At 50.8% G+C, this 26031-nt stretch carries 26 protein-coding genes and 1 pseudogene; 17 read left to right on the top strand and 10 right to left on the bottom strand.

Going from position 1 to position 26031, the window contains the following annotated elements; genetic code table 11:
• Positions 1 to 312 precede the first annotated feature (312 nt).
• From xylF to xylR, 4 genes are all read left to right on the top strand, one after another.
• Positions 313 to 1308: a D-xylose ABC transporter substrate-binding protein gene (xylF, locus tag ACKQAD_RS08360; RefSeq protein WP_409159812.1), complete on the top strand. Its 996-nt coding sequence runs from the start codon at positions 313 to 315 to the stop codon at positions 1306 to 1308.
• A 120-nt stretch (positions 1309 to 1428) separates the two neighbouring features.
• Positions 1429 to 2970 (top strand): xylose ABC transporter ATP-binding protein, encoded by a 1542-nt coding sequence (locus ACKQAD_RS08355; protein ID WP_409159733.1) that lies wholly within the window; start codon positions 1429 to 1431, stop codon positions 2968 to 2970.
• A gap of 28 nt (positions 2971 to 2998) precedes the next feature.
• On the top strand, positions 2999 to 4129 hold the full coding sequence (gene xylH / locus ACKQAD_RS08350) for a xylose ABC transporter permease XylH (protein ID WP_409159811.1): 1131 nt from the start codon (positions 2999 to 3001) through the stop codon (positions 4127 to 4129).
• Positions 4130 to 4265: 136 nt separating this feature from the next.
• Positions 4266 to 5444 (top strand): D-xylose utilization transcriptional activator XylR, encoded by a 1179-nt coding sequence (gene xylR / locus ACKQAD_RS08345; RefSeq protein WP_409159732.1) that lies wholly within the window; start codon positions 4266 to 4268, stop codon positions 5442 to 5444.
• 87 nt (positions 5445 to 5531) lie between these two features.
• Here xylR and ACKQAD_RS08340 read toward each other — a convergent pair whose 3' ends face one another.
• Positions 5532 to 6107 carry a DJ-1/PfpI family protein gene (locus tag ACKQAD_RS08340; RefSeq protein ID WP_409159731.1) on the bottom strand — a complete coding sequence of 192 codons (576 nt, stop codon included), beginning with the start codon at positions 6105 to 6107 and terminating at the stop codon, positions 5532 to 5534.
• Between the two features lie 411 nt (positions 6108 to 6518).
• Here ACKQAD_RS08340 and argG point away from each other — a divergent pair, with 411 nt between their 5' ends.
• Together argG and carI are read left to right on the top strand one after the other, a co-directional pair.
• The gene (gene argG, locus ACKQAD_RS08335) at positions 6519 to 7865 is read left to right on the top strand and encodes an argininosuccinate synthase (protein WP_271875128.1); all 1347 of its coding nucleotides are present in this window, start codon (positions 6519 to 6521) and stop codon (positions 7863 to 7865) included.
• A 264-nt stretch (positions 7866 to 8129) separates the two neighbouring features.
• Positions 8130 to 8780 carry an acyl-homoserine-lactone synthase CarI gene (carI, locus tag ACKQAD_RS08330; RefSeq protein WP_409159730.1) on the top strand — a complete coding sequence of 217 codons (651 nt, stop codon included), beginning with the start codon at positions 8130 to 8132 and terminating at the stop codon, positions 8778 to 8780.
• Here carI and ACKQAD_RS08325 read toward each other — a convergent pair.
• The 3 genes from ACKQAD_RS08325 to ACKQAD_RS08315 form a co-directional block, all read right to left on the bottom strand.
• Positions 8764 to 9492 (bottom strand): helix-turn-helix transcriptional regulator, encoded by a 729-nt coding sequence (locus ACKQAD_RS08325; RefSeq protein ID WP_409159729.1) that lies wholly within the window; start codon positions 9490 to 9492, stop codon positions 8764 to 8766. The genes carI and ACKQAD_RS08325 overlap by 17 nt on opposite strands.
• Positions 9493 to 9843: 351 nt before the next feature.
• Positions 9844 to 11046, bottom strand: coding sequence for a pectinesterase PemB (pemB, locus tag ACKQAD_RS08320; RefSeq protein ID WP_409159728.1), 1203 nt, complete (start codon positions 11044 to 11046; stop codon positions 9844 to 9846).
• A 28-nt stretch (positions 11047 to 11074) separates the two neighbouring features.
• Positions 11075 to 11416: a GlpM family protein gene (locus tag ACKQAD_RS08315; protein ID WP_409159727.1), complete on the bottom strand. Its 342-nt coding sequence runs from the start codon at positions 11414 to 11416 to the stop codon at positions 11075 to 11077.
• A gap of 202 nt (positions 11417 to 11618) precedes the next feature.
• Here ACKQAD_RS08315 and ACKQAD_RS08310 point away from each other — a divergent pair, with 202 nt between their 5' ends.
• The 9 genes from ACKQAD_RS08310 (at position 11619) to ACKQAD_RS08270 (ending at position 21616) form a co-directional block, all read left to right on the top strand.
• Positions 11619 to 12632 carry a 3-oxoacyl-[acyl-carrier-protein] synthase III C-terminal domain-containing protein gene (locus tag ACKQAD_RS08310; protein ID WP_409159726.1) on the top strand — a complete coding sequence of 338 codons (1014 nt, stop codon included), beginning with the start codon at positions 11619 to 11621 and terminating at the stop codon, positions 12630 to 12632.
• Entirely contained in the window at positions 12629 to 13657 is a 1029-nt protein-coding gene (locus ACKQAD_RS08305; RefSeq protein ID WP_409159725.1) for an NAD-dependent epimerase/dehydratase family protein, read from the top strand. Before ACKQAD_RS08310 ends, ACKQAD_RS08305 begins: the two co-directional genes overlap by 4 nt.
• Positions 13650 to 14456 carry an MBL fold metallo-hydrolase gene (locus ACKQAD_RS08300; protein WP_409159724.1) on the top strand — a complete coding sequence of 269 codons (807 nt, stop codon included), beginning with the start codon at positions 13650 to 13652 and terminating at the stop codon, positions 14454 to 14456. The genes ACKQAD_RS08305 and ACKQAD_RS08300 overlap by 8 nt, the downstream gene beginning before the upstream one ends.
• Positions 14453 to 15739, top strand: a complete 1287-nt coding sequence (locus ACKQAD_RS08295; protein ID WP_409159723.1) for a F390 synthetase-related protein — start codon at positions 14453 to 14455, stop codon at positions 15737 to 15739. Before ACKQAD_RS08300 ends, ACKQAD_RS08295 begins: the two co-directional genes overlap by 4 nt.
• Positions 15736 to 16392, top strand: coding sequence for a phosphatase PAP2 family protein (locus tag ACKQAD_RS08290; protein WP_409159722.1), 657 nt, complete (start codon positions 15736 to 15738; stop codon positions 16390 to 16392). The genes ACKQAD_RS08295 and ACKQAD_RS08290 overlap by 4 nt, the downstream gene beginning before the upstream one ends.
• 508 nt (positions 16393 to 16900) lie before the next feature.
• On the top strand, positions 16901 to 18340 hold the full coding sequence (aldA, locus tag ACKQAD_RS08285; protein WP_409159721.1) for an aldehyde dehydrogenase: 1440 nt from the start codon (positions 16901 to 16903) through the stop codon (positions 18338 to 18340).
• 211 nt (positions 18341 to 18551) lie between these two features.
• Complete coding sequence (gene lldD, locus ACKQAD_RS08280; protein ID WP_409159720.1) at positions 18552 to 19712, top strand: FMN-dependent L-lactate dehydrogenase LldD; 1161 nt, start codon at positions 18552 to 18554, stop codon at positions 19710 to 19712.
• 104 nt (positions 19713 to 19816) lie between these two features.
• Complete coding sequence (locus tag ACKQAD_RS08275) at positions 19817 to 20317, top strand: GrpB family protein (protein ID WP_409159719.1); 501 nt, start codon at positions 19817 to 19819, stop codon at positions 20315 to 20317.
• A gap of 93 nt (positions 20318 to 20410) precedes the next feature.
• Positions 20411 to 21616, top strand: a complete 1206-nt coding sequence (locus ACKQAD_RS08270; protein ID WP_409159718.1) for an AI-2E family transporter — start codon at positions 20411 to 20413, stop codon at positions 21614 to 21616.
• Positions 21617 to 21626: 10 nt separating this feature from the next.
• Here ACKQAD_RS08270 and ACKQAD_RS08265 read toward each other — a convergent pair whose 3' ends face one another.
• A complete protein-coding gene (locus ACKQAD_RS08265; protein ID WP_409159717.1) occupies positions 21627 to 21743 on the bottom strand; it encodes a DUF596 domain-containing protein in 117 nt (38 codons plus the stop codon).
• Between the two features lie 5 nt (positions 21744 to 21748).
• Complete coding sequence (locus tag ACKQAD_RS08260) at positions 21749 to 22135, bottom strand: hypothetical protein (protein WP_409159716.1); 387 nt, start codon at positions 22133 to 22135, stop codon at positions 21749 to 21751.
• Between the two features lie 113 nt (positions 22136 to 22248).
• On the opposite strand from ACKQAD_RS08260, the gene ACKQAD_RS08255 reads away from it, so the two are divergent.
• A complete protein-coding gene (locus ACKQAD_RS08255) occupies positions 22249 to 22794 on the top strand; it encodes a hypothetical protein (RefSeq protein ID WP_409159715.1) in 546 nt (181 codons plus the stop codon).
• A 46-nt stretch (positions 22795 to 22840) separates the two neighbouring features.
• On the opposite strand, the gene ACKQAD_RS08250 is transcribed toward ACKQAD_RS08255, so the two are convergent.
• The 4 genes and pseudogenes from ACKQAD_RS08250 to ACKQAD_RS08235 all read right to left on the bottom strand — a co-directional run bounded on the left by ACKQAD_RS08250 (position 22841) and on the right by ACKQAD_RS08235 (position 25649).
• On the bottom strand, positions 22841 to 23398 hold the full coding sequence (locus ACKQAD_RS08250; RefSeq protein ID WP_409159714.1) for a hypothetical protein: 558 nt from the start codon (positions 23396 to 23398) through the stop codon (positions 22841 to 22843).
• Between the two features lie 145 nt (positions 23399 to 23543).
• A pseudogene (locus ACKQAD_RS08245) lies at positions 23544 to 23624 on the bottom strand (type II toxin-antitoxin system prevent-host-death family antitoxin); the annotation flags it as partial.
• 96 nt (positions 23625 to 23720) lie between these two features.
• On the bottom strand, positions 23721 to 25136 hold the full coding sequence (locus ACKQAD_RS08240) for a Fic family protein (protein WP_409159713.1): 1416 nt from the start codon (positions 25134 to 25136) through the stop codon (positions 23721 to 23723).
• A 186-nt stretch (positions 25137 to 25322) separates the two neighbouring features.
• Positions 25323 to 25649 carry a helix-turn-helix domain-containing protein gene (locus ACKQAD_RS08235; RefSeq protein ID WP_409159712.1) on the bottom strand — a complete coding sequence of 109 codons (327 nt, stop codon included), beginning with the start codon at positions 25647 to 25649 and terminating at the stop codon, positions 25323 to 25325.
• A gap of 97 nt (positions 25650 to 25746) precedes the next feature.
• Here ACKQAD_RS08235 and ACKQAD_RS08230 point away from each other — a divergent pair, with 97 nt between their 5' ends.
• Complete coding sequence (locus tag ACKQAD_RS08230) at positions 25747 to 25992, top strand: helix-turn-helix domain-containing protein (protein WP_409159711.1); 246 nt, start codon at positions 25747 to 25749, stop codon at positions 25990 to 25992.
• The last annotated feature ends 39 nt before the right edge of the window (positions 25993 to 26031 follow it).

Below are 26031 nucleotides of genomic sequence, written 5' to 3'. Positions count from 1 at the left end.
AATGGGAGTAATTTTAGGAGTGGATGAGTGTTTCCTCAATTACGTTATTTCACACTGAAATTCAGAGAATTATTAAATGTGCGCTGCGTCGCAAAAATAACGTTATTTAATCTGAATGCGCTTCGCAATATGTAACAACATGAAAATGTGACTCGACAATAAAATATGACCCGCATCAAAAAAAAGAAATTAAACCAAAAAACATAATTGGAGGATAAAAATCTGTAATTGATGGGGGGATGTTTAGCGACAATAATCATTTGGCTATTGGAGTCTTAGGCCCTGCATCTTAAATAAAAAAGGTACGCGATGATGAAAGTTAAACATTTTTTACTCTCAGCTTGTGCCGTATTCACTTTAGTTTGTCAGCCCGGATTCGCGAAGGACGTTAAAATAGGCATGGCGATTGATGACTTGCGCCTTGAACGCTGGCAGAAAGATCGCGATCTTTTTGTTGATCAAGCCAAAAAGCAGGGCGCTGATGTGTTTGTTCAATCAGCAAACGGCAATGAGGCCACGCAAATATCTCAAATAGAAAACATGATCAATCGCGGTGTTGATGTCTTGGTTATTATTCCTTATAACGGCCAGGTACTTGGTAATGTGATTGCGGAAGCAAAACGTGAGGGAATAAAAGTGCTTGCTTATGACCGCATGATTAATAATACCGATGTGGATTTTTATATTTCATTTGATAATGAAAAGGTTGGTGAACTACAGGCGAAATATCTCGTCGATAAGGTGCCCGGCGGAAACTATTTCTTAATGGGTGGCTCACCCGTTGATAATAACGCGAAGCTGTTTCGTCAGGGGCAAATGAAAGTGCTCACGCCACTGATCGAAAGTGGGAAAATAAACGTGGTCGGCGATCAGTGGGTTGATGCCTGGCTACCCGAGAATGCGCTGAAAATTATGGAAAATGCGCTAACGGCGAACAGCAATAAGATTGATGCGGTTGTCGCATCGAACGACGCGACGGCGGGCGGGGCGATTCAGGCGCTTGCCGCACAGGGGTTGGCTGGGAAAGTCGCGATTTCCGGCCAGGATGCCGATCTGGCAGCCATCAAGCGCATTGTGGCAGGCACGCAAACCATGACGGTCTATAAACCGATCAGCAAGCTGGCGAAAGATGCCGCAGATATTGCCGTAACACTGGGTTCAGGTAAAACACCAGAGTCTAACGCTAAGTTAAACAATGGGTTGAAAGACATTCCTTCCTTCTTACTGACGCCGATTTCTGTCGATAAATCCAATATCGATTCCACCGTCATTGCCGATGGCTTCCACAAAAAAGTGGATGTGTATTAACACACGTTACAGCCACTAAATTTCAGGATGCAGGAAAGAGGTGTACCGAGCCATGACACGAGGTTGTGACTCGCCATTGTCGCAGGAGAGGTCTGAGACACCTGAATCACGGAGGCCGCAATGCCATATCTGTTGGAAATGAAAAACATCACCAAAGCGTTTGGCGCGGTGAAAGCCGTCGATAACGTTAGCCTGACGCTGGAAGCGAGTCAGGTCTTGTCGTTATGTGGCGAGAATGGCTCTGGCAAATCCACCTTAATGAAGGTGCTGTGTGCCATCTACCCGTACGGCAGCTATGACGGGCAGATCGTTTTTTCCGGTGACGAACTGCGCGCCAATCATATTCGCGATACGGAGCAAAAAGGCATTGCGATTATTCATCAGGAACTGACGCTGGTGAAGGAAATGACGGTGCTGGAGAACCTCTTTTTGGGCAACGAGTGGTCGCGTTTTGGCGTAATGGATTACGACAATATGTACCTTCGCTGCCAGCGCATGCTGGAGCAGGTTAAGCTGGCCGTCGACCCAGATACCAAAGTGGGTGAACTTGGGTTAGGCCAGCAACAACTGGTGGAAATTGCCAAGGCGCTGAATAAGCAGGTGCGTTTGTTGGTGCTGGATGAACCAACGGCCTCATTGACCGAACGGGAAACCGCCATCCTGCTGGAGATCATTCAGGATCTGCGCGCTCACGGTATTTCCTGCATCTATATCTCGCACAAGCTTAACGAAGTTAAGGCCATTTCCGATGTGATTTGCGTGATTCGTGATGGGAAACATATTGGTACACGGCCAGCGGCTGAGCTGAGCGAAGATCAGATTATTGCCATGATGGTGGGGCGAGAGCTGACGGAGCTTTATCCCAATGAGCCTCATGTCATTGGTGAAGAAGTGCTGCGCGTAGAACACCTTACCGCCTGGCACCCCGTCAATCGCCACATTCGCCGGGTGGATGATGTCTCGTTTGCTCTTCACCGAGGTGAACTTCTCGGTATTGCCGGACTGGTGGGGTCAGGACGTACGGAAATGGTGCAATGCCTGTTTGGTGCCTATCACGGCCGCTGGCAGGGCGACGTATTTATTGATGGCGAGCAGGTGTCTATCAGCAACTGCCAGCAGGCGATGGCGCGGGGCATTGCGATGGTGCCAGAGGATCGTAAGAAGGATGGTATCGTCCCGGTGATGAGCGTGGCACAGAACATGACGCTGGCGGCACTTGATCGATTCACAGGGGCGTTTTCCATGCTGGACGATGCCCGTGAGCAGGACATCATCCGACAGTCGCTGGCGAACCTGAAAGTGAAAACCTCCAGCCCGGAACTGGCGATCGCCAGGCTGAGCGGCGGTAACCAGCAAAAAGCGGTGCTGGCGAAATGTCTGCTGCTGAATCCCCGTATTCTGATTCTCGATGAACCGACGCGCGGTATCGATATCGGTGCCAAATATGAAATCTACAAACTTATTAATGCACTGGTAAAACAGCACATTGCCGTCATTGTCATTTCTTCTGAATTGCCCGAAGTGCTGGGGTTGAGCGATCGGGTGTTGGTGATGCATCAGGGGCGGATCAAAGCGGATTTGATCAATTGTGATTTAACCCAGGAACAGGTTATGGAAGCCGCATTGAGGAGTGAACATTGTGCTGAAAACATCGCAGTCTGAACAACAACATCTCGCTGGCTCTGCCTCGATGCTGCAACGGTTGAAAAGCATCAACCTTCAGGTCTACGTGATGATTGTGGCCATCATCGCCATCATGCTCTTTTTCACCTATATGACCGACGGGGCGTATCTCAGCGCGCGGAATCTCTCCAACCTTCTGAGGCAAACGGCGATCACTGGCATTCTGGCGGTTGGTATGGTGTTTGTCATTATCTCCGCCGAGATCGATCTGTCGGTTGGTTCGATGATGGGGTTATTGGGCGGTGCAGCGGCTATTTTTGATGTCTGGTTTGGCTGGCCTTTACCGTTGACCATCGTTGTGACACTCGCGCTGGGATTGCTGCTTGGCGCGTGGAATGGCTGGTGGGTCGCCTATCGGAAAGTCCCTTCTTTCATCGTGACGCTGGCGGGGATGCTGGCTTTTCGCGGTATCCTGATCGGCATTACCAATGGGACAACGGTTTCCCCGACCAGCGAAGCGATGTCGCAGATTGGTCAAAGTTATCTGCCTTCCGGCATCGGTTTTATGTTCGGCGCCATTGGGTTGATGGTGTTTATTACCTGCCAGTGGCGTCGGCGCAGTAGCCGTGCGCGATTAGGGTTACCGATAAACCCTCCCGCAGGCGATATTAGCCGCCAGACCGTGACAGCACTGGTGGTGTTGGGCGCGATTTATCTGCTGAATGATTATCGCGGTGTGCCAACACCGGTTCTGGTGCTGACGCTGTTGATGCTGGGCGGTATTTTTCTGGCGACGCGAACCGCATTTGGCCGTCGTATCTATGCCGTGGGGGGAAATATTGATGCTGCCCGCTTATCGGGCGTAAATGTCGAACGTACCAAAATGGCTGTGTTCGCGATTAATGGGCTGATGGTCGCGGTCGCCGGGCTGATTCTCAGCTCGCGGCTAGGGGCCGGGTCGCCATCCGCCGGGAACATTGCCGAGCTGGATGCGATTGCCGCCTGTGTGATTGGCGGCACCAGTCTGGCGGGCGGTATTGGCAGTGTGGCGGGCGCGGTGATGGGGGCATTTATCATGGCGTCGCTGGATAACGGAATGAGCATGCTGGATGTGCCGACGTTCTGGCAATACGTCGTAAAAGGCGGAATCCTGCTATTGGCGGTGTGGATGGATACGGCAACAAAGCGGCGTGTGTGACGTGATGCGAGGGTGGTGGAGGAAATACGTGGCGGCTCGCAATAATCAGCAAATTATTTTGGCCTCTGGGGGCGCTGTGCTATTCAAAGAAGCAGACTTGATTCAAGGAACTTGCGATTAATGAGTGCCGACTGCCATGTTTGAAAAACGCTATCGCATCACGCTGCTGTTCAATGCCAACAAAGTGTATGACCGTCAGGTGGTTGAAGGGGTTGGCGAATATTTACAGGCTTCTCAGTGTGACTGGGACATCTTCATCGAAGAGGACTTCCGTTGCCGCATTGATAACATCAGAGAGTGGCTGGGAGACGGCGTGATTGCCGATTTTGACGATGGCGAGATCAAGCAGCTACTACAGGATGTGAATGTGCCGCTGGTGGGCGTTGGCGGTTCCTACCATCGGCCTGAGGGTTACCCACCTGTGCATTATATTGCGACAGATAATTATGCACTGGTGGAAAGCGCGTTTATGCACCTCAAAGAGAAAGGGCTTCACCGCTTTGCTTTTTATGGCCTGCCGGCATCGGGCGGGAAAGGTTGGGCGCAGGAGCGGGAATACGCGTTTCGGCAGTTGGTTGCGGCAGAAAAGTATCAGGGCGTGGTGTATCAGGGGATGGAAACGTCACCGGATAACTGGCAATACGCGCAAAATCGGCTGGCCGACTGGGTGCAGGGGCTGCCGCCGCAGACGGGGATTATCGCGGTGACGGATTCGCGCGCGCGCCATCTGTTGCAGGTCTGCGAACACCTGAATATTGCCGTACCGGAGAAGCTGTGCGTGATCGGGATCGATAACGAAGATCTGATTCGCTACCTTTCACGCGTCGCGCTCTCGTCGGTGGCGCAGGGCACGCGCCAAATGGGATATCGCGCAGCGAAGTTGCTGCATCAACTGCTGTTGAATCAGGTCGATTTACCGTTGCAACGTATTTTGGTGCCACCCGTTCGAGTGGTAGAACGTCGCTCAACGGATTATCGCTCTGTGCACGATCCCGCGGTTATTCAGGCGATGCACTTTATCCGCTATCACGCCTGCAAAGGGATTAAGGTCGAGCAGGTGCTGGATGCGGTAGGGATTTCCCGATCGAATCTGGAAAAGCGCTTCAAAGATGAAGTGGGTCAGACGATTCACGGTGTGATTCACACGGAGAAGCTGGATCGGGCGCGTAACTTGCTGATATCGACCTCGCTCTCGATCGGCGAGATCTCGTTAATGTGCGGCTACCCTTCGCTGCCTTACTTTTATGCCGTCTTTAAGAAAGGGTATGACATTACGCCGAAGGAGTACCGCGAACGTTATGGAGAAGGTTATTAAGCCCATTCGGTTATTAAGGCTATTCACAGAAGAAGGTCATGCAGGAAGGCGCGGCGGTGCGCGCCTTATTATTAGGCGGATGAGTGGTTACGCTGGCACGCGCCAGTAATCGTAATCGATGTGCTTAACCTGGAAGTTGGCGTTCTCTTTGTCTCCGGTCAGACGGCTAGCGATGGTAAAGGCAAAATCGAACGTCACGCCCAATCCTTTACCGCTGATCAGATTGCCGTCTTCCACGACTTTCTCGTCAACATAAACACCATCGGTCACGTCCTGCCATAAATTGCCGGAGCAAACGTAGCGACGGCCTTTTAGCAGGTTGTTACCGCCTAATACGCGTGCAGCCGCAGAGCACAGCGGGCAAATCAGTTTTCCCGCCTCGTCATGGTGACGGATAAACTCGACGACCATCGGGTTGGCGGCCAGGTTTACCGTACCTTGTGGGCCGCCGGGAATGACCACGGCATCAAACAGCGTGTCCTGGTTTCTTTCCAGCAGAGAATCGGCAAACATGCGAATATTGTGATAACTGCGCAGTTCCAGTCTGTCATAGCATGACAGCATGGTGACTTCTATCTTCATGCGGTGCAGTACATCAATCACCATGATCGCTTCCGCTTCTTCAAACCCTGGGGCCAGCAGAACGGCGACTTTCTTAGACATAGCATCTCCAGCAATATGCAAGGGAAAGTGTTAACCGCAAGAGGATAGCAAAGAAATATCGATAAAATGAAACGATGTTTTATTAATGTTGAGTGGGTCGCGTAAATGATTTTTGCTGCTTAGCCTGAAGAGAAGATGGCGCTATACTTGCTAACTTGGTCGTGAATCGGCCACGAATTTTTTTACACGAAAGCATGACTCTTCTCTTCCTGTCCCGCCAAAAAGATGTTTAAATTATCACTCACTTATTTTGCATAAATATGCATTTGTGAGTGCGTCGATTTTGATTATCGACCGGCCCGTCTGATGTAGGATGTGTACAGGGCCCAAACGCTCATTAATGCATGGCGTAACATAATGGTGTGGGCTGCGAGGCTTCTATCCATAGATCTTTCGAGCAGGGATATATTTATGACAACGATTCTCAAGCATCTTCCGGTTGGTCAGCGTATTGGTATTGCGTTCTCGGGTGGTCTGGATACCAGCGCCGCGCTGCTTTGGATGCGGCAAAAGGGCGCGGTTCCTTATGCATATACCGCAAATCTGGGGCAGCCAGATGAGGATGACTACGAGGAAATCCCTCGTCGGGCTATGGAATATGGCGCGGAAAATGCTCGCCTTATCGATTGCCGTAAGCAACTGGTTGCTGAAGGTATCGCTGCGATTCAGTGTGGCGCATTCCACAACACGACGGCGGGCGTGACCTACTTCAACACCACGCCGCTGGGCCGCGCCGTTACTGGTACGATGCTGGTTGCGGCGATGAAAGAAGATGGCGTAAACATCTGGGGTGACGGCAGCACCTATAAAGGCAACGATATTGAGCGTTTCTATCGTTACGGCCTGCTGACCAACGCTGAACTGAAGATTTATAAGCCGTGGCTGGATACCGACTTCATTGATGAGCTGGGTGGCCGTCAGGAGATGTCCGAGTTTATGGCGCAGGCAGGCTTCGGCTATAAAATGTCGGCCGAGAAAGCCTATTCCACCGATTCCAACATTCTGGGTGCAACGCACGAAGCGAAGGATCTGGAATTCCTGAATTCCAGCGTCAAAATCGTCAACCCGATTATGGGCGTGAAATTCTGGGATGAGAACGTCAAGGTTCCGGCCGAAGAAGTGACTATCCGTTTTGAACGTGGTCATCCGGTTGCGCTGAACGGCAAGACCTTTGCCGATGATGTTGAACTGATGCTGGAAGCAAACCGTATCGGTGGACGCCACGGTCTGGGTATGAGCGATCAGATCGAAAACCGTATCATTGAAGCGAAAAGCCGTGGCATCTATGAAGCGCCGGGAATGGCACTGTTGCACATTGCCTACGAGCGTCTGGTTACCGGTATCCACAACGAAGACACCATCGAGCAATACCACGCCAATGGTCGTCAGCTGGGGCGCTTCTTGTATCAGGGACGCTGGTTTGATTCTCAGGCGCTGATGCTGCGTGATGCTTCTCAGCGTTGGATCGCCAGCGCCATTACTGGCGAAGTAACGCTGGAGCTGCGTCGTGGCAATGATTACTCCATCATGAACACCGTGTCTGACAACCTGACCTATAAACCAGAGCGTCTGACCATGGAGAAAGGCGACTCGGTCTTCTCGCCGGATGACCGTATCGGCCAACTGACCATGCGTAATCTGGATATTACGGACACCCGTGAAAAACTGTTTAACTATGTTGAAACGGGCTTGCTCTCTTCCTCTGCCAGCACGGGTCTGCCGCAGGTAGGCCAACTGCAGGATAAAACAGAGAAATAACGCGGAGATTAAGTAAGATAAAAATCCGGAATCGTCTCGCGTTTCCGGATTTTTTTTATCTGTTTATCATCTGTTTATGTTTTACCTTCTCGCGGTGTTTTTTCGTATATGAACTCTTGCTGACAATGCAGGTTGCATCTGTACAACCATCGTGGAAAGGGACAGAATACCTGTAAATAATCCGCCTGGATAATAATCTGAAGGCGAAGGATATGTGGGATGAAGTGTCATGAGGTTATGTATTAACTTTTCAATGGAGGAAAAATGCTAGAGATATTTGATGTAAATCACGCCTTGCTGTCAGAAACGAAATCAGAAGAGCTATTTACCCTCAGAAAAGAGACGTTTAAAGATCGACTGGATTGGGCGGTGCAATGTACTGATGGAATGGAATTTGATCAGTATGATAATAATAATACGACTTATCTTTTTGGTATCAAAGATAACACGGTTATTTGCAGTCTGCGATTTATTGAAACAAGATACCCTAACATGATTACTGGAACATTCTTTCATTACTTCAAGGAGATAAATATACCTGAAGGGAACTATCTGGAATCTAGTCGGTTTTTTGTGGATAAGTCTCGTGCAAAAGATATTCTTGGTAATGAATATCCAATTAGTTCGATGCTTTTTCTTTCAATGATTAATTATTCAAGACATAAAGGCTATGATGGAATATATACGATAGTAAGTCATCCTATGCTGACGATATTAAAGCGTTCTGGCTGGGGAATTAGCGTAGTCGAGCAAGGTTTATCAGAAAAGCAGGAAAGAGTGTATTTAGTTTTTCTTCCCGTTGATGATGAGAATCAGGAAGCTTTAGCTCGCCGTATTAATCGCAGTGGTGCATTTATGAACAATGAATTGAAGCAATGGCCTCTACGGGTTCCTGCTGCTATTGCACGGGCCTAATGAGCTGTAACTCAACGCCGAGCCTTATGGCATGCTTGGCATTTAGGACTCCAAGTTTTTTCACAACATTGCCGATATGAAATTTTACCGTGCTAGTTTTTATACCAAGGATAATTGCAACTTCCAGATAGGTTTTCCCCATACTGGCCCAGTAAAGAATCTCGTTTTCTCGTTGGGAAAAGATTTCTTTATTATTTAATTGTTTTTTACTTTCAATCATCTCTCTGCAAAGGGAGATGATTTTTTCATATGCATCAATTAATAGCATCTGAAAAGTATCTTTCCTCTCTTCAATGAATGCTTCGACATCATCTGGATATGAGCTATCCACGATAATTGATAGCATAGCGAGATTATCACCATGATCGTGAAGTACAAAAGTGTACCCATTGATAATATTATATTTCTTGGAGAGGTCAAATATCTTTGCAAGCTGCAATCGTGTGTTAATAACCAGACTTTTCTCCCAAGAAAAAGGAGAAATCTTATTGAATGATGCAAGAACCACAGGGTCAATATGCTGATAGTTATTTTCTTTGTAGAGTGCAACCCATTCGTCGGGGTAGCTGGAAATGATGATCATTTGAGAAGGGTTCTTCTTATTGAGAACCATAAATGAGAATTTTACGCCGTCGTAGTGATCCAGATTTTTACTGAAGTGCTTTTTAATTACTTTGCTTATTATTTCACTATCGTTAAATAATGGCGACATTTCATGACCTCAGTCTGAAGAATCAACATCCTTGTAATGGAAAAAGTATATACCTACACCTGTACCTAAGTCTAATTGTTGTGCGTAAGTGAAAAAACGTACAATCCAGTAATCGTATTGGGGCGTAAAACAAAAGAAATACACACCGCTCAGGATAAGCGTGATGATTGGCTAACATCAGGGAATGCCAATTAAGCAATATTTATCAATAGTATAATAAAAGTAATCTTCTCTAATGGCCTGTGTCATTTTACAGGCCCATGAGGTATCGGTTACTGGGAATGGATATCCTGTGTCTTGTTTTCACAAGCCGCATTCACCTTTCACATTATGCTCTCTCTTCGTGACCTATCACGCTTCATCGATATTGTTGTATTCCCACAGCCTATTAAAATGTATATCGTCGAGATTGCGGGCTGAGTTCCTATTACCCATAAAAGGCCGTGCAGTGGTTGCCGCCGCTCCCCATGGTTGTACTCTGTCATAGCTGGCGTCAATTATGCTGTCGCGAATGACTAACTGGCCGTTTGCCGTCTGCCCCGGTTGGTATCCTGTTTGCCTTGCCCCCTGATCCCAGGCTCGGCCTAATCTGGCTTTTCTTTCTCTGCTGAAACCTTCATCCCCCGTAAAGCGGCACTTCACCGCCAGAAAACCGTATTGCACCCACGGCATGCTATCAGGCGCAAAGACATGAATATCTTTCCCTCCACGGCTTGAAACCGTATGAAAGTGGACACGCTCGAATACCGCAGTTGCGCGCCCAAAAACGTAATCAACATCACCCTCGATGTAGCTATCTTTAATGTAGGCACGGCTGTAGCGATCTGTGACGTATTCATTGCGGAGATTGCTGGTATTGACGAAAAATGTATCCTGACGACCAATGAGGTGCACCCTTTCAAGCTGTACCTTGTCGCCGTCGGTGCGTAGTGCGACGGCCTGATGTGCACGACCATCTACCGAATCCAGCAGGGTATTCACCACCGTCAGGTTCTTCATCTGGAAATTGTCGCTCTGCGACCACACTACGGCGGAACAAATGGTATCAATCGTCGCGTTCTGCTTTGACGCACAAAGATCATACATGTACCAGGCGGGATCGCCGGGCTGATATTCACCGTTAGAATTTACCGTTTCCCGATAGGTTGCCGGTGAAACCATAGAATCCAGCGCAAGTTGAATCACCACGTCATTCGGTTGATCGCCTGCCCCGAAGAGTGTTAGCGGCGGTGCATCGGCGGGAATGTAGACCGTGCCGGTGTAGGTGCCCGGTAACAGTTTAATCGCAATACGCTCCTGACCTTGCTGTGCCCGCAGCGCGGCATTGACCGCCTGCTGAACATGAGCGTGTGTTGCACCATTTACCCCGACCTGTGGCCCAACAACCCACGGTGTCACTGGATTGACCATAATCGGCGCGGGTTGCCAGACGTCGGTGTCAGCATGGTTATCGTGCTCAGGCGGCGTAAAATAGTGCGATAGCGTAAAGCGACTCGCTTCCTGCTCGGAAAGAATGGGGCGAGAAACCGTGCCGGGGTATGTTGTTTTTGTCATTGCGCTACCCTAATAAAGAAGTCAGAAGCTAATTCCCCTGATACCACGTCCAGACCTTGATCAGCAGTGCCGCTGATACACTCCAGCATACGACAGCCGCGAGCAATGCCTGTGGCAACTTCATCCACGCGGTAAAGTAGTAAAGTGAGATGAGATAGACCAAATAAGGAATTACGGACCAGATGCCAAATAGGATGGTGGCGCGCAGCGCTTCCAGCCCGCGCTCAGTGCCAACGATATAATGTGCGATCAGCGCGAACGTGGGGAATAGCGGCACCAGCCCGGCAATATAATAGTTTCGGCTTTTCGCCAGTACGCTGATGAGTAATGCGATCAGTGCACCAATAACAGATTTAATAAATAATGACATAAGTATAACTTCTGGCGTAATTAAGCATCGTGAATGAACAGAGAATAGCGAAAAAGTATCTGGATGGAATAGCACGATCGCACAGCTTAAGATTTCAATTCGTGGTGATTTAGTTATTCTTATCAACAGAATGAATAAATACCGCGCACGATAGTCTTATCGTGCGCGGGTAAAACGATAATGAATATGGAAAGGATTGATATTGAAAATACAAGGTCATACCTTCACTAAGGGATTGGTTCCAATAAAGATTATTGCTACCGGCAGCGCGCTTCCCGCGCAGCAGTTGACCTCGGCTGAATTAGATGTACGGCTCAATAAACCCGCCGGTTATGTCGAAAGCCGTTCCGGTATTATCTATCGACACCATGCGGATAACCATGCCAGCCAGGCCGAACTCGGTGTGGCGGCGTTGAATGACGCGCTGACGCGAGGCGTTATTCCACCGGCATCCATTGACCTGCTGCTGTTTGCTTCTGCGATTCCCATTCAGGCGCTGCCTTATAGCGCCAGTCATTTATTAAAAGCCTCGTCTTTGCCGAAAGGGACGGCCTGTTTTGATATTAACAGCAGTTGCGTCAGCTTTATTTCCGCGCTTCAGGTGGCGGCTGGGCTGTTAAATACGGTTGCCTATCGTCGCATCGCCATTGTCTCTACCGAACTCGCTTCGCGTGGTATTGACTGGGATGACGAAGAATCGTCGCTGATTTTTGGCGATGGCGCCGCGTGCGCCATTGTTGAACGCGGTGATGGCCGCAGCGGCATTGCGGCGTGTTTGCTGGAAACGTATCCGAAGGGCAGCGAACTGTGCCAGATTCGCGCAGGCGGCACCTTGCGTAACCCGCGGGCAGGGATGGAACTGCATGATTTTCTGTTCCATATGCAGGGGAAACGGCTATTCAGGCAGGCTTCTGCCTTGATTGAGGGCTATCTGCAACGGCTGCTTGAGGCCAGCGGTTATTCGCTGGATCAGATGGCGGCGGTGATTCCGCATCAGGCCAGTCACCTGTCGCTGGAACACATGCGTAAACGGCTGGCGATCCCGACGGAAAAGCTGATTGATATTTATCGCTACCACGGTAATCAGGTGGCGGCGTCGATTCCGACGGCGCTGCATCATGCCATCGTGACGCAACGCCTGCCTGAAGGGGAACCCGCGATACTGGTCGGTACGGCAGCAGGGCTGACGCTGGGCGGCATGGTATTAATTCCATGAGAGTCTTCGTCACGGGCGCGACCAGCGGGTTGGGGCGTAACGCGGTGGAATGGCTGCTTCAGGCCGGACATCAGGTGCTGGCCTGTGGGCGCGATCGCACGGTGGGGCAGCAGCTTGAAGCATTGGGCGCGCAGTTCGTCTGTCTTGATTTGGTCGAAGCCTCGGTCGAGCAGTGTCGATTACTGATGACCGACAGTGATGTCGTTTGGCACTGTGCCGCGAAATCCTCACCGTGGGGTCAATATGATGATTTTTATCAGAACAATACTGAGGTAACGGCACGGCTGGCGGAGGCCGCCGGTCAGTTGGGTATCCTGAGCTTTGTGCACATCTCCACGCCCGCGATTTATTTTGATTATCAACACCACCTGAATATTGATGAAAGCTACCGCGCGGTGCGTTTTGCTAATCACTATGCGCAGACCAAATTTCTGGCGGAAGAACGCCTTCAGGCGCTAGTGCCACGCTACCCGCAAACGACCTACGTGATTCTGCGTCCGCGCGGCCTGTTTGGCCCGCATGACCGCGTGATTCTGCCGCGAGTTCTGGAGCAGATCGCGGTGGGCGGCGGTGTACTGCGTCTTCCTCGCGGCGGTAAGGCGCTGCTGGATCTGACCTTTGTCGGCAATGTGGTGGAGGCGATGGCGCTTGCCAGCCAGCGAACGGGGTTAGTGTCTGGCTCGGCGTACAACATCACCAATCATGAACCTGCACGCCTTGCAGATATGCTCGAGCAACTGCTGGTCGGTCAATTAGCGATGCATTATCGCGTCAGGGCGGTGCCGTATCCGCTGCTGCACGCTATCGCGGGCGGAATGGAGCTGTTTTCGTGGTTTAGTCGAAAAGAGCCGCTGCTGACGCGCTACAGCGCGGGGGCGGTGAATTTCGATATGACGCTCAGTGCAGAGAAAGCGCAGCGCGAGCTGGGCTATCAGCCGCGTTTTTCCCTTCAGCAGGGCATCGCGTTAACGGGTCGCTGGTTCAAAACACACCTTGCGCAGTGGAGCACTGACGGACATGGCTAATATTTCGACGTTTGAAGTAGGATACTGCCTGCATCCAGGCTGCATGGCGCTGCGCGGTGCGGGATGGAAAGTATGCCGTTTTCCAGCGCGGGTCTGGATGCTGGAAAGTCAAGGTAAGCGTTGGCTGTGGGATACTGGCTATGCCCAGCATTTCACCGACGCCACGCGTTCCGGTCTGTTCCAACTGTACCGTAGAATGACGCCAGTGCATTTTGAAACGAAAGACGCGCTGATTCATCAGCTACACGCGCAGGGCATTCAGCCTGCCGATATCGACGGCCTGATCATCTCCCATTTTCACGGCGACCATATCGCGGGGCTGCGGGATTTCCCTTCCGTGCCGTTTATCTGTTCGGCGCTGGGCTGGCAGGAGACGCGAAACCTGCGTGGTTTCGCGGCTTTGAAGCGGGCGTTTGTCCCTGCGCTGATCCCTGAACAATTTGAGCAGGCGCTCCAGTTTGTTGAGAGCTTCCCGCTCACCGAGCTGCCTGCCGATCTGGCACCGTTTACGCAAGGTTATGTGCTGCCGGGTAGCGCTAAAGACATCGTGCTGGTGCCGCTGCCCGGCCATGCCGCCGGACACCTTGGTGCGTTTGTGCTGACCGAAAGCGGTTGGGTATTGCTGGCAAGCGATGCCGCCTGGTCACCGCACAGCTATCGCGAAGGTCGCGGGCCGTCGCGGTTGGCGAATCTGGTCATGGACGATCCACAAGCCTATTACCACACGCTGGATCAACTGCACCAGTTGCACCTGAACGGGCAGGTCGAGATTCGGCTGTGCCATGAGGGAGACCTATGATTCCGCTGATGACGATCTGGCACTATTTCCGCGCCAGACGCCTCACCTTTACCACCCGTCAGGCGCTTGAGCGCCACCAACAGCGCCAGCTTTCTCGCTTTGCGCGGCGGGTGCTGGCGCATAGCCCCTATTTTCGCCCTTATTGCCGACTGCCGATTAGCGCCTGGCCCACGATGGATAAAGCCGTGATGATGGCCGAATTCGATCGGATGAACACCGTCGGGCTGAAGCGGGATGAACTGCTCGCCTGCGCACGCCGCAGTGAGGAGGATCGTGACTTCACGCCGAATGTGAATGGGTTTAGCGTCGGGCTGTCTTCCGGCACCTCCGGGCAGCGTGGGCTGTTTGTTGTCAGCCCGCGTGAACAGCAGGTGTGGGCGGGGGGAATGCTGGCTAAAATGCTGCCGGATGGTTTGCGCGCTGGTGAGCGGGTGGCGCTGTTCCTGCGGGCGGATAACAATCTGTACCACAGCGTCGATAACCGCTGGCTCAGCCTGTCGTTTTATGATCTCTTTGCGCCGTTTTCCGAACATGTTGCGCGGCTGGAAGCGTGGTCACCGTCCATTATCGTCGCTCCCGCACAGGTGCTGCGCGAACTGGCGCTAGCGGTACAGCGCGGTGAACTATGCCTGTCGGTCAAAAAGGTGATTTCCGTGGCCGAGGTGCTGGAACCGCAGGATAAGCAATTGTTGCAGCAGGTTTTCGGGCAAGTCGGGGAAGTATATCAGGCGACAGAAGGCTTTCTGGCCTCGACCTGCGAACACGGCACGCTGCACCTCAACGAGGAGTTTGTTCACATTGAGCCGCAGTGGCTGGATGACACACGCTTTACGCCCATCATTACCGATTTTACCCGCAGCACGCAGCCGATTGTGCGCTATCGGTTGGACGATGTGTTGATGAAGCAAAAAACGCCCTGTGCGTGTGGTCGAGTGACGATGGCGATTGCTCGCATTGAAGGGCGCAGTGACGACAGCCTACGCTTGCCAGGCAGTAACGGCGAGTCTCAGACCGTGTTTGCGGATCTCTGTAGCCGGATTATCGCCAATGCGCTGCCGCTGCATGCGGACTATCGGCTAGTTCAGCAGGGTGAAACGACGCTGCATTTATCCGCCGCGTGCAGCCTGCCAGCGCTGGAAGCCTGTCGGGACAGTTTGTCGCAGCAGTTTGCGCTACAGGGGATTGATACATCGCGGCTACGGTGGCATCTCGCCGCCAGTGAGATTTCGCCAGAGTTTACGCAAAAGCGCAGACGGATTACCCGCTTGAAGGAGGAGGTATGAGGCGATTTCCTCAAGCCGCGACGTTATTACGGCTGAAAGCGCTGCTCTTCGGCTGGGGAACGGTCGGCGTGGTGTATCAACTGAGTGCACAGTTTCAGCGGCCGGGTACGGTGCTGCCGACGTCATTCGTTGATGAATGGGTTCTCTTTAGCGCCTCGGCTATCTGGCTGTATCTCTCCTTTTTCATCATTATTCCGCTGTCTTATTTATCCTGCCCGATCGCGCGTCTGGCAGGGCTACGTCGGGCAACGCAGCTTACCGCGTTGATCGCAGGCGCGGTGTATCTGATTTTTCCGACCACGATGGTGTATCCACAGGTTATTAGCGACGATCTATCCGCCCACCTGCTACAGCTTTTGCAACGCATCGACTCGCCACAAAATTGCCTGCCGTCACTGCATATTGCGCTCACGGTGCTGGCGGTGTGGGCAATGAGCGATCGCCAGCACAAGGTGAAAACCGGCTTTTATCTTCTGTGGGGGGGCGCGATTGCTTTTTCCATTCTGCAACTGCGCCGCCACCTGTTCATCGATCTGGTGACCGGGGCGATGCTGGCGGGAATGACCGGATGGATGTTTCTGCGCAGCCGAGAGGCGGTAAAGGCTATTGCTCCACGGGCTCCGTTGCCTGACGATAAGCGCCATCAGGAATGACATCACGATCGATTTGGCCTTACCCATTGTCTTTATGCTGGTCGTCGTGCTCAGTTATGTGCTGGGGCAAATGTTGGCCTCCTTACTGGTGGTATTTTTGCTGCTGGGTACGGACTGGGCTGAGGCTGCACTTAGATCTGACGCCCCACCTTTTTCCAGGGTGAGCTGGTGGGTGGCAAGTGGAAAGTGAAGGAAGAGATCGTGAAAATCGAAGAACGGTAATATTTCCTGCTTCATAGACAGGCGTCGTGGTTGGATGCGGCGTCTGTCATTGCCTCTTTTTCCACTCTGTGGTTATTCCCCCGCGTTCCCCCAATACTTTGCAAAAGTGTTACGTCAGGCGTGCTCAGCATGACTTTTTTGCCACTTGCTAGACTGAGATGGCAGCCATGAAAAGGTAAATGCGGCGTAGATCGTGCAGCATGGCAAAACTTCACAAAAAAGACGTGTTTTATTAACAATTCGTTTATGCGTGGTATTCCCTTACCCTACTTTGGAGACGCCTGACATGAGCCCTACCCAGAAACGTATGTACATCAACGGTGAGTTTGTTGAAAACAGCAGCGGGAAGTGGATTGATGTAGTGAACCCGGCCACAGAGCAGGTTATTTCGCAGATCCCGGAAGGCTCCGCTGATGATGCAAAGCGAGCGATAGACGCGGCAGAAGCCGCACAGCCGGGCTGGGAAGCGCTGCCTGCGGTTGAGCGCGGCGTCTGGCTTCACAAGATCGCCGACGGTATCCGCGAGCGCGAAGCCGAACTGACCGACACCATTATTGCCGAAGGCGGTAAAACGCACGGGCTGGCACAGACGGAAGTGCTGTTCACCGCTGACTACCTAGATTATATGGCGGAGTGGGCGCGCCGTTATGAAGGGGAAATCATTCAGAGTGACCGCCCGAATGAAAACATCTTCGTCTTCCGCAAAGCGATTGGCGTCACGACCGGGATTCTACCGTGGAACTTTCCTTTCTTCCTGATTGCGCGTAAAGCGGCGCCCGCGCTGATTACCGGCAATACCATCGTCATCAAACCGAGCGAAATCACCCCCAATAACGCGGTGATTTTCGCCGAAATCATTCACAACATTGGCCTGCCGAAAGGCGTTATCAATTTTGTTACCGGATACGGCCCGACGGTCGGGCAAGAGCTGGCCGCAAACCCGAAAGTGGGGATGGTCAGCCTGACTGGCAGCGTGGCGGCGGGGATCGCCACCATGACGGCGGCGGCGCAGAACGTCACCAAAGTATCGCTGGAGCTGGGTGGTAAAGCGCCAGCCATCGTGATGGACGATGCCGATCTCGATCTGGCCGTGAAAGCGATTGTCAGTTCTCGCGTCATCAACAGCGGGCAGGTGTGTAACTGTGCTGAGCGTGTTTACGTGCAGAAAGGCATTTACGACGAGTTTATCGCGCGTATTAAAGCCGCGATGGAGCAGGTGACTTTCGGCAACACGGCGGAGAAAAAAGCGCTGGATATGGGGCCGCTGATCAGCGCGGCGGCGTTACAGCGTGTGGAAGACAAAGTCGCAAAAGCGGTATTGCAGGGCGCGAAAGTGCTGCTCGGTGGCAAGCGCGAAAGCGGTACGGGCTATTTCTACCCGCCCACGCTGCTGGTGGACGTGAAACAGGAGATGCCGATCATGCACGAAGAGGTGTTTGGTCCGGTGCTGCCCGTCGCGACCTTCGACACGCTGGAAGAGGCGATTACGATGGCGAACGACAGCGAATACGGCCTGACGTCATCGATCTATACTCAAAACATCAACACCGCGATGAAGGCGCTGAAAGGGCTGAAGTTTGGTGAAACCTACATCAACCGTGAGAACTTCGAGGCGATGCAGGGCTTCCATGCGGGCTGGCGTAAATCCGGTGTAGGTGGGGCGGACGGTAAACACGGCTTGCAGGAATACCTGCAAACGCATGTCGCGTACCTTCAATTTCACTAACAGGCAATTTCACCAAAGGTAATGCCGATCGTTTAAGCATCGAGATACACGGGGCGACCACAAGGGTGAGGTGTCCCTGCGGGAACCTCCCCCTGTGTTTCCCCTAAAAACGGGCTTACGTGAACAGCATAATTTCACTAAAAGTAGCTCCAGTAACGGTCATTACTGACCGCAAGAATGACACCAACAAGAAGAAGGATGGGAAAGGACGATGATCATCTCTGCTTCAACGGACTACCGGGCGGCGGCGCAGCGTAAGCTGCCGCCGTTTCTTTTCCACTACGCCGATGGCGGTGCGTATGGCGAGCACACGCTTAGGCGTAATACCGCCGATCTGGCGGATATCGCGCTGCGTCAGCGTATCCTGAAAAATGTTTCCGACCTTAGCCTGGAAACACAGCTGTTCGGCGAAAAACTGGCAATGCCGGTGGTGCTGGCGCCCGTTGGCCTGACCGGTATGTACGCCCGACGCGGCGAGGTTCAGGCTGCCCGTGCCGCGGCACAGAAGGGCATTCCCTTTACGCTGTCTACCGTCTCTGTCTGCCCGATTGAGGAAGTGGCTCCCGCCATTAATCGGCCGCTATGGTTCCAGCTCTACGTGTTAAAAGACCGCGGCTTTATGCGCAACGTGCTGGAGCGCGCGCAGGCGGCAGGGGTCAAGACGCTGGTATTTACCGTGGATATGCCGACGCCGGGCGCGCGCTATCGCGATGCGCACTCTGGTATGAGCGGCCCGAATGCGGCGATACGCCGTGTTTTGCAGGCGATGGTGCATCCACAGTGGGCATGGGATGTTGGCCTGAACGGTAAACCGCACGATCTGGGCAACGTTTCTGCCTATCGCGGCACGCCGACGACGCTGGAAAACTATATCGGCTGGCTGGCGGAGAATTTCGATTCCTCTATTTCCTGGCAGGATTTGGCGTGGATCCGCGAGATGTGGAAAGGGCCGATGATCATCAAAGGCATTCTTGACCCGGAAGATGCCAAAGAAGCGGTCAGGTTTGGCGCAGACGGCATCGTGGTTTCCAACCACGGCGGTCGCCAGTTGGACGGCGTGCTATCGACGGCACATGCGCTGCCTGCTATCGCCGATGCGGTGAAAGGCGACATCACCATTCTGGCGGATTCTGGTATTCGTACCGGGCTGGACGTGGTGCGCATGATTGCGCTGGGGGCGGACAGCGTCATGCTCGGGCGCGCGTTTGTCTACGCGTTAGCGGCGGCGGGCGAAGCGGGCGTGGTTAACCTGCTGAACCTGATTGAAAAAGAGATGCGTGTGGCGATGACGCTCACGGGGGCTAAAGCCATTGCCGATATCACCACTGACTCGCTGGTGCAGGCCACTCAGCAGCGACTGGATGGCCTGTAAGCACACATCGCGCGGTGAGAGTCACTCGCCGTCTGATGGTTTTTGAACCTTCCCTTGAACGTTGTTAACCTTTACGTGATAAGACCGCGTTGAGGGATAAGGACATGGGGGGGCGAACAATTACCGTGGTGGATTACGATCCACACTGGGCGACGAATTATGCAACGGCGGCACGTGCGATAGCGCAGGCGCTCGGTGACGTTGCGGTGAGAATTCACCATATCGGCAGCACAGCCGTGCCGGGGCTAACCGCCAAACCAGTGATTGATATGCTGCTGGAAGTGGTTTCGTTATCCGATTTGGACCGACTCGATCATGTCATGGTCGATTTGGGCTATCGCCCCCGCGGCGAAAATGGGATAGCGGGGCGTCGTTACTACACCAAAGGCGGCGATGTGCGTACTCAGCATCTGCACGCTTTTGTGGTGGGTGACGAGCCTATTCAGCGGCATCTGGCTTTTCGTGATTATCTGCGGGCGAACCCTTCTGTATGTGCGGAATATGCGGCAATAAAACGTGCCGCTGCACGGGCATGTGACAATGATGCCGCCGTGTATAGCCAGCTAAAAAATGACTTTATCGCAATGCATGAGGCGCTTATGTAGCCACTTCCTCAGAATCAGGCGTTTTTTCCTATATTGCAAACGCCCCACTTCGTTCTATATTTCGAGAGCAGATTGAACGAAGGGGAAATCGTTGTGAATATTAAAGGCCTTACGAAGGGATTCTTCATCCTTATCTTATTTGTCGTTACGCTGGCGTTTTTTGACATACTGGCGCCGTATTATTCCGCCATCTTGTGGGCGGCGGTGTTGGCCGTCATCTTTCATCCGCTAAAAAGCAAAATTCGGCAAAAATTAAACGATCGCAACGGTGTTGCCTCGCTGCTGACTGTCCTGATCATCTTCCTGATCGTCTTCATTCCATTGGGGGTGATTGCGTCCTCCTTGGTAGTTGAAATTAATGAGGTTTATACACGATTACAGGACAGTAACACGCGATTTCCGGTTGTGCTGGCAGAGCTATTTCAGCATCTGCCGAGATGGGCGCGACATTTCCTGGCGGAACACGGTCTGGATAACGCTGCCAAAATACAGCAAGAACTGTCTCAGGTTGCGCTGAAAGGCGGGCAATATCTGGCAGGAAGCGTGCTGCTGATCGGTAAAGGAACATTCACCTTCTTCGTGGGTTTCGGGGTGATGCTCTACCTGCTTTTCTTCCTCTTGAAAGATGGTTCCTATCTGGTGAATCTGATTCTGGAATCGCTACCGCTATCCACCCATGTTAAGCACCATTTACTGGTGAAGTTTGCCGCGGTATCCCGGGCGACCGTGAAAGGTACCGTGGTTGTGGCGGTTGTACAGGGGACGCTGGGGGGGATTGCATTCTCCATTGCAGGAATCGAGGGCAGCCTGCTGTGGGGCTCTCTGATGGCGTTCTTGTCGTTAATCCCTGCCGTTGGCTCGGCGATTATCTGGGTTCCCGCCGCGATCTATCTCTTTGCAACGAATATGCTCTGGCAGGCCATCTTCATCGTCGCATTCTTCGTGTTGGTGATTGGGCTAGTGGATAACATTTTGCGTCCGCTGTTGGTAGGGAAAGACACCAAAATGCCGGATTACCTGATTCTGATCGCCACGCTGGGCGGTATGGAAATCTACGGTATCAACGGTTTTGTGATTGGTCCGTTGATTGCGGCGTTATTCATCGCCTGCTGGAACATCCTCTCCGGACGTGATAATCAGGAGAATATTGAAGGCATCGATGAAGATTTTATCGAGGAAGGCCGCCTGTACGCGAGTTCGATGACTCCTGAAGCGGCTGATGCGACGGTGAGTGGCAGCAAGACGGCAACTGAGCGAATGGCGGAAAGCCAGAGGGCGGTGAATAAGAAGGTCGAGTGAGCCGCTTACGTTAAGTCCAACTCTCTTGCCCCTCGGGCGTGATCCACACGACGCCTGCGGGGGCTTTGACCAAGAACCAGAAGCCACATTCGTTTATCGCCCTCTCTTCAGCCCGTGACGCGAGCACTGGTTTTAGCGTGTGGGATCGTAGGCATTTATTTCATGGCTCCACGGAATCACATGATCGTCGACCGCGACGTACCATTCGCAGTGCGTCAGAGCGGCACGTATTTCGGATAAACACTGGCACCAATGCTGAACGCCAACCCAGGTGGCTTCCTCGTCGTTATCGGGAAGTTTGGTCGAACCGGAGAGCACGATTCCTTTTCTGAAGACGTTACCGGTTTTCACGTTGAGAGCGAAATCAAAGGATTCCCAGTTTAAACCTTCTCCGGTTGTCAGATAGTTCTCAATTTGCTCATTAACGGAATGGCGCTGAACGATCTCCTTCACGGCAGATATCTCTTGTGGGCTCAGGGATTTTTTGCGTCGAGCGGTGTAATAGAGAGAAATTGCCATGTTGCCTCGTTTATTAATAGTGTTTAAAGTGAGGTAATAAAGGATAAATTTTCGAATAAAAAACGGCATAAAATAATCAGGAAGTTCTGATTTTATAAAGGTAAGGGAGGGTTATGTTTGGGAAAATTATTCTGATTGGGATAAGTGCGGCATTACTCAGCGGATGCTCGGTAGCAACCTATAGTCATAAACTGGAGGATTATCAGGGAGCTGACCGCGTGGGTATCACGTTCGATAATCGTAACCTCGACTATATTCGCGTTTATCCGACGACCGACCGATGTATTAATCTTGATGCGCCAGAAAATGGCTACACCAATAATGCGATAGGGTTCCAAACTAAACTCAATAATAAAACACTCGGCTTCCCGGCTATTCCCGAAACGCCAACGATGATTCGTGAATTCTGGGTTAGTGCGCAACACAATATTGCGGTCAGAATGATTGCGGCGAATGGCGGATTTAGCACCGTAACGTTTAAACCCGTCGTCGGGAATTACTATTACGTCACCGGCAAACTTGTCGAATCATATTCGCCACGACACATTGAAGTTTACGAAGTATTTAAGACGGAGAAAGGCTACTACGACCGCCGACCCGTCAAAGATTTGATGCTGAAAAACTGCGGCCAGTTTGCTTCCAGAATGCAGCAATTTTAATTCCTCTCTCGGCCAGACGTGATTTGTCTGGCCGTTTCCATCGACCTTAGGTCAGCTGCTTCCCGGAAAACGTACCGGCATACCAGGCATCCATCACCGACAGCAGGTTTTTCACTTCCTCGATGGTCAGGCCATAAGAATTAGCCGTTTGATGAGGTTTAACGACGAGCAGCGGAACATCCGCACGCGTATGCAGATAATCGAACTGATATTCCACCTCGGTGTTGTAAAACAGCGTTCCGCCTACGTTTCCGGCCTTACGTCGCTGCTTGATCTGTTTATCCTGCGCGTTCGGATCGTTTGCCCAAATCAGGAAATCACGCAGTGGCTGAGTCTGGCGGGAAAAATCATCACGCGTGAAGCCGAAATAGGCATAACGCTTTCCTACCACTAACGCAATTTTGCTCTTATCGTCCGTAATTCTGACGTTAAAAGAACGCTTTTCCACGGTACAGTCGCGAAACTGCGGCTTGTACTCACACGCGGAAAGGTTCTTGGCTTCATACACTTCATAAAGCCGCAGCGTGGCATATTTATCGAAGGTGGTGAGCGCCTGACAGCCAGTTAATGCAAGAAGGATGAGCGGGAGGACGAGGTAACGCATGACGGTTTTTCCCTGTTTTGTTGCGGGTGAATATGTTCCTGAGATGGTGCTGGTGATTTGGTGGATCGATTTGTACTGCGATGGTGGGACTATATTCCCATTTTTGGGGGGATTGTAGGAATACAGTCCTATTTTGTTGCACTTATCATCGGTCATGCAGTGCTTCGATGGTATGGCCGTGGCGCTGCATGATGAGAGCAAATTCGGCGTCTAACTTGGTATTTTGGTGATCTTTGGATACTGTTTTGCCGCTCGCCACTATTACGTTTCTGTCCTGACGAGTAACTCCTATCGATTCGCTGCGAATCTTCCGTTTATTCAATTATTTTTTCCACTCAATAAACATTTTTTCTGTAATGCCAAGTCCAACGATTGAGCCAACATGAAGTTGAGCTAAATCACTGAGTGTCATGGCAATAAATTTATCGGCAGAAGGAATGTCATTTTCTGCACAATATTTCTCAAGATATTGTTCTGCAAGCTGTTCATTAAGATTTTCCCGGATAATACTCCCCATCGCCACTTTTCGTGCCACACGATGTTGTATGCGATAAATATCAATTTCGCCAATCGACTCTTTTACTACATCATATTGTTCGCAAGATCTCGTATAGGCCCATTTAAACAGCTCCAAAGCGGGCAGGAGCTCATTGGTTTCATAGAAGTACAGCAATGCTTTAAAGTAATCCTCTTGCGGTACATCAATAAAACTTAACGGGCAAAAATTGTGCTTAATAAAAGGGATATTGCAGGATAATCGAGAGGTTCGCTTGTTTACGTCTTCAAAGGCTTGTAGATACGATAAATGAATGAATAAGAAAAAGCTCTGTTCAAATGGGTCGTGGATTTGTTCTGCTTTGCGTAGCAATAGAGAGAAGTATTCTTCGAGTTGATGGGGGTTGTTTAGCGGAAAATAGGCCGATTTTCCAATAGAGACTTCTATCTGCCTGATGTTACCGCATGCGTTGGGATTGGCGAGTAAATCTTGCGAAAGCAGGGCGTGAATATTTCTGATTGTGAAGGGATTAATTATTATCTCTTCGGCATTTTCAATTAAAAATTCAATCGCTTCTTTGTGGTTCATGATCATGATGGTTTCTTCATGAACTTTACCATCGGCTGTCAGCCCCTGTTCTATGAGTTTTTGTGTATCAAGCTTGGAGTAGGTATTACCTTCTAGTCGACTAGAGTTATAGGACAAATCAATGAGTAGACGTTGACTAATATTCCTCGCATAAGTCCCTGCTGCCAGTTTGTCATCAAATCGTTTCCCCATTTTCGCCAGCGTCGTTTGTATCTGATTCGGCAGGTACTGAGTTACGTTGGGTAAATAATTATCCAAAATATCAAATTGATAGCTGGATTTTTTACGTGCATACGAAGGCGTATCTAAATAGGCGAGCTGTGAGATAGCCTCTTTGGAAAAGATGGGGTGATTGTCCTCATCTGCACGTATTGTCCTTATGTTGTTATCGATAGTGTCCTTATCTAATGACTTAAGGACACGCAATGAAGATAAGTTGTCCTTATTTGCATAATATTTAGTATTGCGTTTTTCCCCTACCGTCACGATCTGCCCGTCGCCGTACAGCTCTTTAAGTCGGCGCTGTAGTGTTTTCTTATTTATTGAAAATAATAATAATTCTTCAATTTCGCCTAGACTTTTTGCTTCATCGAACTGAAGCATTGCTTTCAAAATTGATGTTTTTTCTTGCTGTATACGATTGTCTTTGCTCATTTTTATAAGGACAGAATAGTAGTCGGTGTCTCTAAACGTAGTAGAGATAAGGACAAAATTCAAGCCAATAAGGACAATTTATAGAAGGTTTGTCCTTATTAGGATCGGATAGAGACAGTTTAGGTGAGGTTTGCGGTGCGGTAACAAAATCTAAAGCAGAGTTCAGGGATAACACTTAACAGCCTGTCATGTGTTTCTCTCATTTTTCACCAACGCCAAAACTTCCGCCCTTTTCTCTGGTGATAATCCCAAAAACGCCAACATCATTTCGGCTAACTCATCGTTCTCTGTATAGAAGTAGGCAAGCGGTACGTCTAGTGCTTCTGCTAACTGCTGTGCAGTCTCAATGCTTGCTTCATGAACACCTTTCTCATAGCGATTGATGCGCGTGCTAGCGACGAATTCATCGATACCAGCAACTATGCCGAGTTTTTTTTGCGATAAGCCTTTTGCCAGGCGAGCCTGTTTTAGCCGTTGGCAGAAAATGTCATGGTAATTTTGTCTTGTCATCATGACTACGAGAATCGTAGTTTTTTCTTGAGCTAGATACTACGAATAACGTAGTATTGGTGGTGCATGTTCCTTTAATGATGAACTGTTAGGAGGTTAGATGAAAAAGGATTGGCACAAAGCGGATATCATTGCTGCCTTGCATAAGAAAAGTACCTCAATGGCTGCGCTTTCACGTTCTGTAGGTTTGAGTTCGTCAACGCTGGCAAATGTATTAACGCGCCCTTGGCCTAAAGGCGAATGGCTGGTTGCAGGCGCACTTGGGGTACATCCCGCCGAAATATGGCCGAGTCGTTATTATGATACGGAGGGGAGTTTGCTTGATCGAAAGGGCTTTGTTGAATAAATCAGGTTTGGGGTAAACATCCTTGCAACGAGTTGTTGC

Origin of the sequence: Pectobacterium artocarpous (assembly GCF_046159765.1) — a bacterium.
Lineage (GTDB): Bacteria > Pseudomonadota > Gammaproteobacteria > Enterobacterales > Enterobacteriaceae > Pectobacterium.
The sequence above is the reverse complement of the archived record's forward strand: the minus strand, read 5'-3'. Positions and strand labels throughout refer to the sequence as shown.